The organism is Micromonospora sp. ANENR4 (assembly GCF_015354395.1).
In the GTDB taxonomy this organism is placed as follows: Bacteria; Actinomycetota; Actinomycetes; order Mycobacteriales; family Micromonosporaceae; genus Micromonospora; species Micromonospora aurantiaca.
On sequence record NZ_JADKYQ010000001.1, the window covers coordinates 597,659 to 612,221 of the forward strand.

12 protein-coding genes are annotated in these 14,563 nt (G+C 72.5%); 2 read left to right on the forward strand and 10 right to left on the reverse strand.

Annotated features, from left to right (window positions below):
* Positions 1-2: 2 nt before the first annotated feature.
* Positions 3-626, reverse strand: coding sequence for an HAD family hydrolase (locus IRY44_RS02925; protein WP_194798898.1), 624 nt, complete (start codon positions 624-626; stop codon positions 3-5).
* Positions 627-663: 37 nt separating this feature from the next.
* On the opposite strand from IRY44_RS02925, the gene IRY44_RS02930 reads away from it, so the two are divergent.
* Positions 664-3,126, forward strand: coding sequence for a helicase-associated domain-containing protein (locus IRY44_RS02930; protein WP_194798899.1), 2,463 nt, complete (start codon positions 664-666; stop codon positions 3,124-3,126).
* A gap of 1 nt (position 3,127) precedes the next feature.
* On the opposite strand, the gene IRY44_RS02935 is transcribed toward IRY44_RS02930, so the two are convergent.
* Together IRY44_RS02935 and IRY44_RS02940 are read right to left on the reverse strand one after the other, a co-directional pair.
* Complete coding sequence (locus tag IRY44_RS02935; RefSeq protein WP_194798900.1) at positions 3,128-3,364, reverse strand: hypothetical protein; 237 nt, start codon at positions 3,362-3,364, stop codon at positions 3,128-3,130.
* Between the two features lie 124 nt (positions 3,365-3,488).
* Positions 3,489-4,364 (reverse strand): L,D-transpeptidase family protein, encoded by an 876-nt coding sequence (locus tag IRY44_RS02940; protein WP_194798901.1) that lies wholly within the window; start codon positions 4,362-4,364, stop codon positions 3,489-3,491.
* 216 nt (positions 4,365-4,580) lie between these two features.
* Here IRY44_RS02940 and IRY44_RS02945 point away from each other — a divergent pair, with 216 nt between their 5' ends.
* On the forward strand, positions 4,581-6,260 hold the full coding sequence (locus tag IRY44_RS02945) for a DNA repair helicase XPB (RefSeq protein WP_194798902.1): 1,680 nt from the start codon (positions 4,581-4,583) through the stop codon (positions 6,258-6,260).
* Positions 6,261-6,306: 46 nt separating this feature from the next.
* Here the strand turns inward: IRY44_RS02945 and IRY44_RS02950 are convergent, their stop codons facing one another.
* The 7 genes from IRY44_RS02950 to ligD (IRY44_RS02980) all read right to left on the reverse strand — a co-directional run bounded on the left by IRY44_RS02950 (position 6,307) and on the right by ligD (IRY44_RS02980) (position 14,530).
* Positions 6,307-9,213 carry a hypothetical protein gene (locus IRY44_RS02950; protein ID WP_194798903.1) on the reverse strand — a complete coding sequence of 969 codons (2,907 nt, stop codon included), beginning with the start codon at positions 9,211-9,213 and terminating at the stop codon, positions 6,307-6,309.
* A 149-nt stretch (positions 9,214-9,362) separates the two neighbouring features.
* The gene (locus IRY44_RS02955) at positions 9,363-10,322 is read right to left on the reverse strand and encodes a zinc metalloprotease (protein ID WP_194798904.1); all 960 of its coding nucleotides are present in this window, start codon (positions 10,320-10,322) and stop codon (positions 9,363-9,365) included.
* Positions 10,323-10,414: 92 nt separating this feature from the next.
* On the reverse strand, positions 10,415-10,735 hold the full coding sequence (locus IRY44_RS02960) for a hypothetical protein (protein ID WP_194798905.1): 321 nt from the start codon (positions 10,733-10,735) through the stop codon (positions 10,415-10,417).
* Positions 10,728-11,585, reverse strand: a complete 858-nt coding sequence (locus tag IRY44_RS02965; RefSeq protein ID WP_194798906.1) for a GNAT family N-acetyltransferase — start codon at positions 11,583-11,585, stop codon at positions 10,728-10,730. Before IRY44_RS02965 ends, IRY44_RS02960 begins: the two co-directional genes overlap by 8 nt.
* 326 nt (positions 11,586-11,911) lie before the next feature.
* Positions 11,912-12,610 (reverse strand): TIGR03089 family protein, encoded by a 699-nt coding sequence (locus IRY44_RS02970; protein ID WP_194798907.1) that lies wholly within the window; start codon positions 12,608-12,610, stop codon positions 11,912-11,914.
* Between the two features lie 77 nt (positions 12,611-12,687).
* Entirely contained in the window at positions 12,688-13,602 is a 915-nt protein-coding gene (ligD, locus tag IRY44_RS02975) for a non-homologous end-joining DNA ligase (RefSeq protein ID WP_194798908.1), read from the reverse strand.
* A complete protein-coding gene (ligD, locus tag IRY44_RS02980) occupies positions 13,592-14,530 on the reverse strand; it encodes a non-homologous end-joining DNA ligase (RefSeq protein WP_194798909.1) in 939 nt (312 codons plus the stop codon). Before ligD (IRY44_RS02980) ends, ligD (IRY44_RS02975) begins: the two co-directional genes overlap by 11 nt.
* Between the last annotated feature and the right edge of the window lie 33 nt (positions 14,531-14,563).

Below are 14,563 nucleotides of genomic sequence, written 5' to 3' on the forward strand. Positions count from 1 at the left end.
GTCTACCCCTCCAAGGCTAGCCCGATGATCCGGTCCAGCGCCCTCGGGAATTCGACGAGATCATCAAGCACCAGGTACGCCCCGGCCTCGGTCAGTTCGTCGGCCGAGCACGGGCCGGTCGCCACTGCCACGCCCGGGATTCCCGCGGCTCGCGCGGCGGCCATGTCGGCCACGTGGTCGCCCACGTACAGCGTCGCGCCGTGCTCGCGCAACGCGACCGCCTTCTGCTCGGCGAACACGTCCCCGGCCAGCTCGTCCACCGGTAGTCCGAGGTGGTCCAGGTGCAGCTTCGCCAGCCGGCCCATCTTCGCGGTCACCACCATCGTCCGGCCGTCGCGCGCCTGCACCGCGCGCAGCGCGGCCTCCGCACCCGGCATCGGCACGGTCGGGGTGATCGCGTACGCCGGATAAAGCTCGCGGTAGAGCGTCACCGCCTCCTCGACACGCTCCGGCGGGAACCAGTGCGCCAGCTCGGTACGCAGCGGCGGGCCCAGCCGGGAGACGGCCAGATCCCCGTCCACGTGCACACCCGTGCGCGCGGTCAGCGCCCGGAACGCGGCGGCGATCCCGGGACGGGAGTCGACCAGGGTCATGTCGAGGTCGAAGCCGACCATCAGCGGAGACATGCCGAGAACCTACCCAGCGGGCTAGCGTGGTACGACGATGACCACCTCACTCGCCGACCACCTGCGGGCCCTCCCCGACGACTCCCTCGCCGCGCTGCTCCAGCTGCGGCCGGACCTCGTCGTGCCGGTGCCGGCCGACGTGTCCGCCCTCGCCCTGCGCGCCCAGTCCCGGGTCTCCGTGGCCCGGGCGCTCGACGGGCTGGACCAGTTCACCCTCCAGATCCTCGACGCCGCCCGCCTCACCCGCGGCCCCGAAGGCGCCACCTCCACCGACCAGATCCTCGCCCTGGCCACCGCCGGGCCGCACCCACCCGCGCCGACGGCGGTCCGCGCCGCCGTCGACCGGCTCCGGGCGCGGTTCCTGCTGTACGGCCCCGAACACGACCTGTGCGTGGCCGGCGGCATCGACGAGGTGTCCCCGTACCCGGCGGGGCTGGGCCGACCGGCGGCGGAGCTTGATCCGCGCGCGGCGGCGCTCTGCGCGGACCCGGCGAAGCTGCGGCGGACGCTGCTGTCCGCGCCGCCCTCGGCCCGGGCGGTCCTGGACCGGCTCGCCGCCGGGCCACCGGTCGGGACCGTGGCCCCCGGCGCGCTGGAGGCCCCCGCCACCGGCGCCGAGGACGTGCTCCCGCCCGACCTGGTGAACGGCGGCGCACCGACCGGATCCCCGATCCGCTGGCTGGTCGAGCACCGGCTGCTGGTCCGGATGTCCGGCGGCCGCAACGGCACCGTCGAGCTGCCCCGCGAGGTGGGGCTGGTGCTGCGCCGCGACGCCGGTCCGCTCGGCCCGCTGCGCACCAGCCCGCCGGTGGTGTCCGGCCCACCGCGCGAGGTCAAGTCCGTCGACTCGGCCGGGGCCGGGCAGACGATGGAGGTGGTCCGGCACACCGAGGCGATGCTGGAGGCGCTGACCGCGGAACCGGCACCGGTGCTGCGCTCCGGCGGCGTCGGCGTCCGCGACCTGCGGCGGCTCGCCCGTGGCCTCGGGCTGGACGAGCCGACCACCGCGCTGCTGTTCGAGGTGGCGTACGCGGCCGGGCTGACCGGGGAGATGGAGCTGACCGGCGCGGTCACCACCCGGTACGGCGGCGACCAGCAGATCCTGCCCACCGGCGGGTACGAGGTGTGGCGCGCGGTGTCGCTGGCCCAGCGCTGGGAACAGCTCGCCCGCGCCTGGATGTCGATGCCCCGCCAGGCCGGCCTGATCGGGCAGCGCGACGACCGGGACCGGCCCATCTCGGTGCTCTCCGCCGAGGCGGAACGAGCCGGTGCGCCGGCCGCCCGTCGTGCGGTGCTCGCCGTGCTGGCCGACCTGACACCCGGCACCGCCCCGACGCCGGAGGAGGTGCTGGAACTGCTGGACTGGCGCGCGCCCCGGCGGGCCCGGGGGCGGGAGACGGCGCACCGGGAGGTGCTCGCCGAGGCGGCCACGCTGGGCGTGACCGGGCTCGGCGCGCTCACCTCGTACGGGCGGCTGCTGCTCGCCGAGCTGACCGAGGCCGACGAGCGCGGTGACGACCCGCTCGGGTTGCGCTCCGACGCCGAGTCGGGCGACGCCTCGACGACGGTACGGGCGCTGGACGGGCTGCTGCCCGCCCCGGTCGACCACGTGCTGGTGCAGGCCGACCTGTCGGTGGTGGTGCCCGGCCCGCCCGACCCGGCGCTCGCCGCCGAGCTGGACGTGGTGGCCGAGCACGAGTCGGCGGGCGGAGCCAGCGTGCACCGGGTCACCACGGGGAGCATCAGGCGGGCGCTCGACGCCGGCTACACCGCCGACGACCTGCACACGCTGTTCCGCCGCCGCTCGCGTACCCCGGTGCCGCAGGGCCTGACCTATCTGGTCGACGACGTGGCCCGCAAGCACGGTGGCCTGCGCGTCGGGTCGGCCGGCGCGTACGTGCGCAGCGACGACGAGGCACTGCTCACCGAGGTGCAGGCGGACCGGCGGCTGGAGCCGCTGGCGTTCCGCCGGCTCGCGCCGACGGTGCTGGTCACCCCGTACCAGGTCAACCGGATGCTCACCGCGTTGCGCGACGCCGGGTACGCCCCGGTGCCAGAGGACGCCAGCGGCGCGACGGTGCTGGCGCGCCCGAAGACCCGGCGGGCGCCGGCGCGTACCGCGATCGGTCGTGCGGTCGATCCGCTCGCCACGCCGAAGCTGCCGATGCCCCGCCTGCTCGGCGTGGTCGAGCAGATCCGCCGGGGCGAGGCGGCGGCCCGGGCGGCGCGGCGGGCCCCGGCGGTGGTCCGCGGCGCCCCGGCGGCGGGCGGCCCGGCGCCCGTGTCCGGGCACGGCGACGCGCTGGCGGTGCTCCAACAGGCGGTACGGGACAAGGCGCTGGTCTGGGTGGGCTACGTCGACGCGCACGGGGCGACGGCGTCCCGGCTGGTCCGGCCGGTGTCGATCGGTGCCGGTTACCTGCGCGCCGAGGACGACCGGACGGAGATGCTGCACACGTTCGCGCTGCACCGGATCACGGCGGCAGTGCTGGAGGAGTGAGCTACTCGCCGTTGCGGCGCAGCGTGCCGATCACCGACACGGCCAGCAGCAACGCGAACGCGGTACCGGCCGCCTCACCCACCGAGTCGACGAAGCCCTGCTGCTGCACGAACAGCCCGAACAGGAACCAGCCGAACACCCCGGCGGCGGCGGCCGCGTAGGCGAGCACCACCGCCGTGGGCACCTCCTGCTGCCGCGTCCGTTCGTCCTCGGGAAGCACGTCCTGGTCAACGGTCATGGCAGTCCCTCCCCGTCCCGGCATGGACCCGGCTTCCAGGGTTACACCAACCGGATCGCGCGGACAGGGGTTAAAACCCTGATCCGGGCGGTCCGGTCACGGGTGGGGCGGGTTCCGGGCGGGCTCAGGTGCCGGGGCGGCGGCCGATCACGACCACGCGGGTGCCGACCGAACCCAGCTCCCAGAGGCGTACCGCGTCGCGGTGCAGCAGGTTCACGCAGCCGTGCGAGCCGATCGCGCCGTTGTGCAGGTAGGTGGTGGTCTCGTGGAAGCCGATCCCGCCGTTGAACTGCTGCCAGTACGGCAGCCACACCTCGTACGGGTTGGACCACTCGCGCGGGTTCTTCCGCCCCACCGAGTACGTGCCGGCCGGGGTGGCGTACCCGGACATGCCGGTGCGGGTGACCGTCGGACCCATCACCACCTTCCCGCCGCGCATCGCCCAGACCGTCTGCCGGGTCAGGTCGACGCAGAAGGTGAGCCGGGAACCGGCCCTGCACCGCGCGGTGTCGGTGGCGGCGAGCCGCTTCGCCACGTCGTACGTGGTGGGACCGGCGCGACCGGAGGACGGGCTGATCCCGTACCGGATCTGGAACTTCTTGATCGCCGCGCAGTCGGCGGCGGACTGCTCGCCGTCCACGGTCAGCGTCCCGAAGCCGCCCAGCCGCGTCAGGTACGTCTCCACCGCCCGCTGGTGCTCCCCCTGCGGGCACCCGGCGGACGCGCTCGGCTTCGGCTTGGGCTTCGTCGTCTTCGTCGCCTCCGGCGACCGGGAGGGTTTCGGCGAGGCCGTCCGGCTCGGCTGCGCCGACGGGGACGTGACCGGCTGCTCCGGCATGGGCGACGCGCTCGCCCCCGATGCTCCCTCCGTCAGCCCGACCGGGCCGGGGGTGCTGCCCCCGGCGCCTTCCGCCTGCGGATCGAGCGCGCAGGCGCCGACACCGACCAGCACGACCACCGCCAGGGCGGTGGCCCGTGCGAGAAACCGGACACGCTGCATGGGCCCTCCCTGGACAGTCGTCCCGCTTGCTAGACGTGTGGGACGAGTATGACGTTGCCTGTCCAGCGAGACTTTTTTGCGGCGCCCTCCGGCGTGCAACACTGGATGGTCGGCCTGCGGCAGGTCAGCCGGGGTGTGGACGGGATGCCGGGCGACCGGGTTCCGGGCGACGAGTTTCCGGGCAGCGGGTTCCGGGCGATGCGAGAGGACGCTGGCGTGAGCGGTGGACCACTGATCGTGCAGTCGGACAAGACGCTGCTGCTGGAGGTGGATCACCCCGACGCGCAGGCGTGCCGGATGGCGATCGCGCCCTTCGCCGAGCTGGAACGTTCCCCCGAGCACGTGCACACGTACCGGCTCACGCCGCTGGGCCTGTGGAACGCCCGAGCCGCCGGCCACGACGCCGAGGGCGTGGTGGACTCGCTGATCAAGTACTCCCGCTACCCGGTGCCGCACGCTCTGCTCGTCGACGTGGCCGAGACGATGGACCGGTACGGCCGGCTCCAGCTCGCCAACGACCCGGTGCACGGCCTGGTGCTGCGCGCCCTGGACCGAGTGGTCCTGATCGAGGTCGCCAAGAGCAAGAAGCTCGCCGGCATGCTCGGCGCCAAGATCGACGACGACACCGTCGCGGTGCACCCGTCCGAGCGGGGGCGGCTCAAGCAGGCGCTGCTCAAGCTGGGCTGGCCGGCCGAGGACCTGGCCGGGTACGTGGACGGCGAGGCGCACCCGATCGAGCTGGCCGAGTCCGGCTCCGACGGCGGCAAGCCGTGGACGCTGCGGTCGTACCAGCGGGAAGCCGTCGAGGCGTTCTGGGCCGGCGGGTCCGGCGTGGTGGTGCTGCCCTGCGGCGCCGGCAAGACGCTCGTCGGCGCGGCGGCGATGGCCGAGGCGAAGGCGACCACGCTGATCCTGGTCACCAACACGGTGGCGGGACGGCAGTGGAAGCGCGAGCTGATCGCCCGCACCTCGCTGACCGAGGAGGAGATCGGCGAGTACTCGGGCGAGCGCAAGGAGATCCGCCCGGTCACCATCGCCACGTACCAGGTGCTCACCTCGCGGCGCGGCGGCGCGTTCACCCACCTGGACCTGTTCGGCGCCCGCGACTGGGGCCTGGTCGTCTACGACGAGGTGCACCTGCTGCCCGCGCCGATCTTCCGCTTCACGGCGGACCTCCAGGCCCGCCGCCGGCTCGGCCTCACCGCGACTCTGGTACGCGAGGACGGCCGCGAGGGCGACGTGTTCAGCCTGATCGGCCCGAAGCGGTACGACGCGCCGTGGAAGGACATCGAGCAGCAGGGTTGGATCGCCCCGGCGGAGTGCACCGAGGTACGGGTGACGCTCACCGACGCCGAGCGGCTGGCGTACGCGACGGCGGAGGCGGAGGAGCGCTACCGGATGGCGGCGACCGCCCGCACGAAGCTGCCCGTGGTGCGGGCCCTGGTGGAGCGGCACCCGGACGAGCAGGTCCTCGTCATCGGTGGGTTCCTCGACCAGTTGCACCAGCTCGGCGAATACCTGGACGCGCCGATCGTGCAGGGCTCCACCACGAACAAGGAACGCGAGCGGCTGTTCGACGCGTTCCGCTCCGGCTCGTTGCGGACCCTGGTGCTCTCGAAGGTCGGCAACTTCTCCATCGACCTGCCGGAGGCGGCGGTGGCGATCCAGGTGTCCGGCACGTTCGGCTCCCGCCAGGAGGAGGCGCAACGGCTGGGCCGGGTGCTGCGCCCGAAGGCCGATGGCCGGCAGGCGCACTTCTACACGGTGGTCTCGCGGGACACCATCGACACCGAGTACGCCGCGCATCGGCAGCGGTTCCTGGCCGAGCAGGGGTACGCGTACACCATCGTGGATGCCGACGACGTGCTCGGGCCGTCGCTGCCCACAGTCGACTGAGTGACGGTGGGCCGCCCGTTCCGGGCGGCCCACCGTCACCAGCGGATCAGGAGTAGTTGACCAGGAAGTAGTAGCTCGTCGTGTCGGTCCACACGCCGTCGGCGGTCCGGCCGCGCACCCGCATGCTGTACGAGCCGGCCGAGGTCGGCGTGAAGGTGGCCGTGGCGACTCCGGCGGCGTTCGCGGCCACGGTCACCGGCTGCCCGTCCTCGACTGTGTACTCGAACTCGGTCACACCCGGGCTGCCCTGGGTGAAGGTGAACTCACCGGCCACGCCCACACCGCCGGACCACTGACCGGCCGGGTAGGTGCCAGAGCTGACGAGCGGCGCCGTGCCGACCAGGAACGGATAGTCGGTCTGCGGCGTGTAGTCGCCCGCGGCGGTACGGCCCCGTACCGAGATGAGGTTGGCGCCGTTGCGGTCCATGATCACCGTGATGTCCGTGACCAGCGCATCGGGCTTCTTCGGCACGCTCTGCCAGGCGCCGCCGTTGAGCTGGTACTCGAAGGTCGTCACCTCGCTGATCTCGGTGTAGACCCCGAACGTGCCGACCGACCCGATCCCGCCACGCGGGCTGTACTCGTCGTACGCGCTGCTCACGTTCACCCGGGAGTCGCGGACCCGGAAGTAGTACCGGCGTTCCGGGCTGACCGTGCCGTCGGCCGTCCGGCTGGTGACAGTCAGCAGCGTGTAGCCGGAGTGCGCCGGCGTGATCTCGACGGTGGCCCGGCCGTCCGCGCCGGCGGCCACCACCTGCTCCTCGCCGGTGTACTCCAGCACGTAGCGGTACTCGGTCACGCCGGAGCGGCCCGGGTTGAAGGTGAACCGGCCCGTCTGCCCGGGCTGGCCGCCCTCACCGTTCTCCGGGTAGTCCTCGGACGTCACCACCGGCGCGTCGCTGACCTCGAACGTGTACGTCCGGGTCGGGGAGAAGGAACCGTCCTGGAACCGGGTACGCACCGTCAGCGTGTTGCTGCCGGAACGGTCCGGGGTGAGCGTCACCCGCGCCCAGCTGTAGTCCGGGTCGACGACCTGCTCCGGCCCGTCGTTCAGGCGGTAGAGGTAGACGTCGACGTCGGGCATGCCGGTGTCGAAGTTGAACTCACCGGGGATGCCCACGCCACCCCATGCGCCGTTCTCGTAGTAGGTGCTGGAGGAGACGTACGGCTTGGTGTCGATGACGTTGAACTGCTGCTCCTGCGTCTCCGAGACAGTGCCGTCGGCGCTGATGCTCCGGACGTTCAGCACGTGCCAGCCACCCTCGGTGGGCGTCCAGTGCAGCACCGCCGTGCCGTCCGCGGCCGCGTCGATGCGCAGCAGATCGCCACCACCGAACGTGTACTCGTACGCCACCACACCGGTCCGGCCGGGCCGGAACGTGAAGGTGCCGGGACGGTCCACCACCCCGTCGTGCTCGGGGAAGTCGAAGTCGTCCGACTCCACGGTCGGGAGGTCGCGGACCGATACGTTCTCGGTGTACCCGCCGACGAGCTCGCTCCCGGCGTAGCTGCGGACCTCGACCTTGACGAGGCCCCCCTCGGCGAACGTCACCGGGATCTCGGTCGGGCCGTCGGGGTTCACCGGCACCCGGGTCTCAGCGCCGTCGCCGATGCGGTACCCGAACTCGGTGACCCCCTCCACGTTCGTGGAGACGGCCAGCTTGCTGGGCAGCCCGATGCCGGCCATCGTCACCTCGACCTGCGGCGCGGTCGACTTCACCCGGAACTCGTAGTGGACCGTCTCGGACGAGTTGGACGCGCTGTCCACGCTGCGCACGCTCAGCGAGTCGGAGAACGAGGTCGGGGTGTATTCGAGCGTCACGTCGGCGCCGGGCGACGGCGCAGGGATGTAGTGGTACGTGTCGCCGAAGCGGCCCCAGTAGTAGCCGACCACGTCCGGCGAGCCGTTGGCCTTGAACGTGAACGTCCCCGGCACCCCCGACCCACCGTGCGGCAGGCCGTCGTTCGGGTACTTCTCCGAGGTCACCACGGGGGCGGCGGGTCGCTGCGCGTCCATCTTGACGTAGCACGGCTTGGCCCAGGCCGAGAAGTCGTACCCGTCGTACGCCCGGACGGTCCAGGCCACCACGGTGCCGTCGGGGTACTGCGACATGTCCCAGGAGAGCTTCGACAGGGCGCCGCCGTAGCTGTACCCGAACTGCTCGGCACGCTGGTTCTCGTCACCGACCGGCCACGCGGCGAACTGCCCGTTGTAGTTGTAGTCGTAGGGGTCCGCGTCCGCGCCCTTGACCATCAGCGTGTAGGAGCGCGGCCCCACGGGCTGCGGCTTCGCCGCCGTCCCGCAGGCCCACGACGGGAACTCCAGGCCGATCTGCCCGACCGTCGGCGCGTGGTTCGACTCGCTGTGGATCACCGGGAACGGGCGGAGCTTACGACCGTGCGAGAGCTTGGACTCGAAGCCGTGCGGCAGCCGGATCTCGACGGTCAGCGTCTGCTTGCCCTGATCCGCGAGCTTCTGCAGGGCGGGCATGATGTCCCAGACCAGATAGCCGGGGCAGGCCGCCTCCCCGCCGGCCTGGACCGTGCCGAGCAGTTCGCGCCGGCGCGGCGAGGACTCCCAGCTCGTGGTCGCCGTGATCGGGTCGGTGCGCCACAGCTCGACCGGCTGGGCGGTCGAGCAGTCCGCCGCCGACCGCTCCGCGATGACCAGGTCGGCCTTGTGGATGACGGTGCCGCGGAAGCGTGCGACATCGAAGGTGAAGTAGGACCGGGACTTGTGCCGGGCGCCTGCCGCATCCGTCCACGCACCGATCGGCGCATCCCCGGACGGGTTGACGAACGACTTCTTCGGCAGGTGCGAATCCGTGTAGGCCCAACCGGACTTGCTGGTGTCGCGCTGCTCGTAGGCCTGCGCCGGGCTGGTGTCGACGCTGATCAGGCCGGCACCGAGCACTATGCCCAGTGACGCGGCGAGCATTCTTCGTGCGCGCACGACGATGCCCCTTCCCCCGTAGGACAACGGCGTGCATCGCCGTCGAGTCGCATGAGGGTATCGAAGGGGGACGACAGAGGCGTACGCCGATTCGGGTGGCCTGAGCCGACCGGGCGGACCGCATCGGCGCGGCCCGCCCGGTCCGGCGGTCAGCCCTTGCCGCTGGCGCGGAACGCGACCCAGGCGTCGCTCATCCGGTCGGCCTGGCCCGGGGTGAACATGTTCATGCAGGAGTCCTGCGTGTAGTCCATGAAGTTGTGGATCGGGTCCAGCCCCGGCGCGGTGCAGGTGTCCGCCCCGATCGGGCAGTTGAACTGCGGCGCCGCCTCACGCGGCGTGTCGGCCACGAAGTCGCCGGACGCGGAGCAGCCGTGCGCGAACGTGTGCTCCAGCATCAGCCAGTGGCCCACCTCGTGCGTGAGCGTGTCGCCGAGCGCGTACTTGCCGGCCGTACCGCCCGGCATCGACTCGTCGAGCATCACCACGCCGTCGATGTAGTCGCGGCCGTTGTTGTAGCCCTTCGGGAAGTACGCCCAGCCGAGCAGCCCGTCACCGATGTTCGCCGCGTAGACGTTCAGCGTGCGGGAGTCACCGGTGTAGAGCGCCTTCTTCATGTCCCGCTCGTTCTTGCCCGGCACCACCGTGTACCAGGCGCTGTTCACGGTCCAGGTGGTGTCCACGAGCGAGAAGCGGAACGGCGTGTCCGACGCGTCGGCCGCGGTACGACCCGCGAACGAGTCATTGAGCACCGTCATCTGCGCCGAGATGAGCGTGTTCCAGCGGGCCTTCTCGGCCGCGCTCAGCTCGTGGTCCGAGATCATGTGGAAGATCGTCGGTACGGTGACGCTGCCGTTCGCCAGACGTGGCGAGTCCTTGATGACGCCGTACGCCTTGGCCTCGTTCGTCGAGTAGAGCTCGGGCTCCTTGGCGGTGGCGCCCTCGCGTACCCGGGCGGCGCTGTGCGTGTCGGCGCCCGGCTCACATTCGGCGGCGGCGGGAGAGGCGGTCACGGGTGCAGCCGTGGCCGCGACGGGGGCTCCGCCGGCGGTCAGGAAGGTGGCTGCGGCAGCCACGAGCACTGCCAGGTGGATCGTCGGTTTCCTGTGCATCGTTGCACCTTTCGAGAGGCATGAAAGGAGTACCGACGCGGGGTTGTCAAAGCTGCGGATCGATGACGTCGTCGTCCCGCCATAAGACCACGTCACCGGGCATCCGCAACAGCCCCCGGCGACTCGGTCGATGGCACGGCGTCGGCGATGGCGCGCGCCACGCACTCGTAGTCGCGCACCAGCGGCCCGACCAGCTTGGGGTCCGGCTCGAACGCGGCGACCAGTCCGCGTACCAGATCTCTGAGCCGATCGTCCGGGCCGAGCCGCCCCCGGTGCCGGCGGGCGACGCTGCGCCAGCGGCGCAGACCGACGTCGGCGAGCCGTTCGTGGAGCTCGGGCGCGGGCACCGGGCAGCCGTTCGCCCACAGATCGGCGAGGGCCCGCAGAATCGCCTCCCGCGTCGGGTCAGCCATGCAGATAGCGGGCGCGGCGGCCGAAGTCGCGGAAGCCGAGCCGCCGGTACAGCCCGGCGGCCGGGTTGTCGTCGTTGACGCAGAGCCATGCGGCGTCCACGCCCGCGTCGGCGAGGCCGCGCAGGACGCGCGCCACCAGGTACGCGCCGACCCGTCGCCCGCGCCACCCGGGCACCACGCCGACCTGATCGATCCAGTTGTCCAGCACGGTGACGAAGCCGGCCGCCGCGCCGTCCGGGCCGCGTGCGAGCAGCGTCAACTCCGGCCGGAAGTCCTCGTCGTCACGCAGGTCGCCCAGCCACTCGTCGGCCTCCGGCTCCACGAATCCGGGCCGATCGGCGAACGACGCGCGGTAGGCGGTGAACAGCTCCGCTCCCAGCGTCGCCGGCTCCACAGTCACGCCGTCCGGGACGGCGACCTCGGGCAGCACGTCGAGGTCGTGCCGCAGCACCCACTCCAGGAACGTCCGCGTGTACCCGCGCGCCGCGAACAACTCCTCCGCTGCCACGTTCCACGTCTCCGTGGTGACCAGCAGGCCCGCGTCGCCGGTGTGCCTCTCGGCCCAGTCCAGCAGCGCGCCGCCGAGCCCACGGCCGCGCCACGCCGGGTGCACCAGGCCGGTGGCGGTGGCGGGCGTCCGTCCCGTGCCGACCCCGACGGCCGCGACCAGGTCGTCGCCGGACCAGGCGCCGTGGGTACGCGTCTGCAGCAGCCGCGCTCGCGCCAACGGGGTACGCCCGAACAGCGGCAACCCGCCGTCAGTGGCGAGGCACGCCTGCGCCAGGCCGGTCAAGGCGGGCAGTTCTTCCTCGCCGAACTCCCGCCACACCAGCGCATCCGTCCCGCCCACGCCCACTCCCACTCCCGCCACCCCGCCCGCCCCTCACGGTCCGGCACACCGACGCAGTAGGCCCCACCCCGTCCCCCACGGTCAACCAGTTTCCCCACCCACCCACCCGCCCGCCCACCGCGATCTTGGAGTTGTGGCACCTCACAAAGGCCGCCGATCCGACCATCTGGGCGCCACAACTCCAAGATCGGCAGAAGCGGCCCCACCGCCCTGTCGATCATGCACTTGCTGCCCCGACGAAAGCCGCAGACCGGGCACCAGGAGGGCCGAAACCGCAAGATCGACGGGGGCTCGGGCGAGGGCTCGGGCGGGGGCTCGGGCCAGGGCTAGGGGGTGGGGGTGGCGTGGATCAGGACTGTGGCGCCGGCGGACAACGGGGCCAGCAGCCACCTCACGGGCTGCTCGTCCTCTCTCGGGTCCACCACCAGGCGGTCGCCGGGGTGCAGGTCCATCCGGGTGGCGATCTCGGCGGCCAGGCGCCGCCACGCGCCGAAGCTGGTGCCGTCCGGCGTGGCCGGGTCGGACGGGTCGACGGCGGTGTAGTCCGGCGGGTCGGTCGGGTGTCGCAGCACCTCGGCCGACCAGTCCAGCCAGCCCGGCGGCACCTCGCCGAGCGGCTCCGGCCCGGTGCCCACCAGGTAGCGGTGCGTCCCCTCGGGTACGTCCTCCAGCCAGTCGTCGAGGCGTTCCGGCGTCACGAACACCGCGTCGTACGGCCGGTCGGCACCGGGTTCCAGCACCGGCAGCCCGGCCAGGGCACGGGGACGGAACGAGACGGTCAGCCCGATCGACCAGGCGCCGAGCAGCACCGCCGCGGTACGCCAGTGCGGCGGCAGCAGCACCGCCACCCGGTCACCGGGGCGCAGCCCACATCCGTCGCGCAGCAGCCCGGCGCTGCGGGCCGCCCACTCGCCGAGCTGCGCGGCGGTCAGGTCGGTGCGTTCGCCCGTCGCGTCGTCGTGGTAGCTGAGCAGCGGGTACCCGACCGCGTCGGGCGCGACGGCGACGGCTGCCTGGTGTGCCATGCGCGAAACTCCTGTCTGCCGGTCCGCTCACCCTAACCGTCCGAGCCGCCCGTCCGGAGCAGCCGAAGCAGTCCGGATCAGCGCACGGGCAGTTCGGGACCGCCGTCGAGCAGCGGCGCCAGCAGGTCGCCCTGCTTCTCCACCCGCTTGAGCACCTCGCCGGCGGTGTACGGCCGCGTCGACGGCCGCTTCCCCGCCGCCCCGGCCTCCACCTCGTCCCAGGTCAGCGGCGTGGACACCGAGGGCACCGGCTGGGCGCGCAGCGAGTACGGCGCCACTGTCGTCTTCGCCGCGTTGTTCTGACTCCAGTCGATGAAGACCTTGCCGGGGCGCAGGTTCTTCGCCATCTTCGACACGATCAGCTTCGGGTGTGCCTGCTCCAGCTCCTGCGCGATCCGCTTGGCATAGTCGGAGACGAGATCGGCGTCCTGCGTGCCGGCGATCGGGCAGCAGAGCTGCATGCCCTTCTTCCCCGACGTCTTCGGATACGCCTCGACGCCGTCGGAAGCCAGCCGGTCGCGCATCAGCAGCGCCACCTGGCAGCACTGCTTGAGCGCGGCCGGGGCGCCCGGATCCAGGTCGACGACCATCATGTCCGGGTGCGCACCGATCTTCCACTGCGGAGTGTGCAGCTCCAGCGCGGCGAGATTCGCCAGCCACACCAGCGTGGGCAGCTCGTCGCAGACCACGTAGTCGATGGTCTCCCGCCCCTTCGTCGACCCGGGGGCGGGCAGGTTCTCGGTGCGTACCCAACCGGGGGTCGCGGCGGGTGCGTTCTTCTCGAAGAACGAGCCGCCGTCGACGCCGTTGGGGAACCGGATCCGGGTCAGCGCGCGGTCGCTCAGGTGCGGCAGCAGCACCGGGGCGATCCGGGTGTAGTAGTCGATCACCTCGCCCTTGGTGAAGCCGGCCTTCGGGAACAGCACCTTGTCCAGGTTGGACAGCTCCAGCGAGCGCCCCTCGACCTCGACCTTGAGCCGGTCAGACGGCATCGTCGACCTCCTCGGGCGGCTTGTCCGGGCGCAGGCGCAGGATGCGCGGGAAGCGCAGCCGGCCGTCCGGCGTGCGCTGGCCGTACTTGACCTCCACCACGATCCGGGGAGTTACCCAGATCGCGCCCCGGGCATCCTCGCGCGGCACGCCGGCGGCGAACGGCGAGTCGGTGGCGCGCAGCGGTTCCAGCTCGCGCAGCAGTTCCCGTTCGATGGCCGCGCCGATCCCGCCGCCGACCCGTCCCCGGTAGACCAGCCGCCCGTCCGGGCCGGGCACGCCCACGAGCAGGCCACCGACGCGCCGCGCGCCGGGCCGCCAGCCGCCGACCACGAAGTCGGCGGTGACCTCCAGCTTGACCTTCACCCAGTCCGGCGAGCGCACGCCGGGCCGGTAGAGCGAGTCGACCCGCTTGGCCATCACCCCCTCCAGCCCGTGCTCGCCGGCCGCCGCGTAGGTGGCCGGGCCGTCGCCGAAGACCGGCGGCACCGCCCACCGGGCGGCGCCGAGCCCGAGCGACTCCAGCGCCGCCCGCCGCTCCCGCCACGGCCGGGAGGTCAGGTCGACGCCGTCGAGCCGCAACAGGTCGAAGATCATGTACGTGACGGGTACGGTCGCCGCCAGCCGCGCCGCCTTGGCCGGGTTGCGGACGTGCATCCGCTCGGCGAGCGCGGTGAACGAGGGCTGCCCGTCGGTGAAGAGGACCACCTCGCCGTCGAGCAGCGCGTCACCTACCTGCTCGGCCAGGTTGAGCAGTTCCGGGTACGCGGTGGTGATCTCGACGCCGGAGCGGGCGTAGAAGTGCCTGTCGCCGCGGGAGATGTCGGCGAGCGCGCGGACGCCGTCCCACTTGAACTCGTACGACCAGGCGGCGCCGGCCGGGAGCTGCCCGGTCGTCGCGAGCATCGGCTTCAACGGCGCGCCGGGCACCTCCTGACTGTAGTTGCGTAGCGAAGCGCGTGC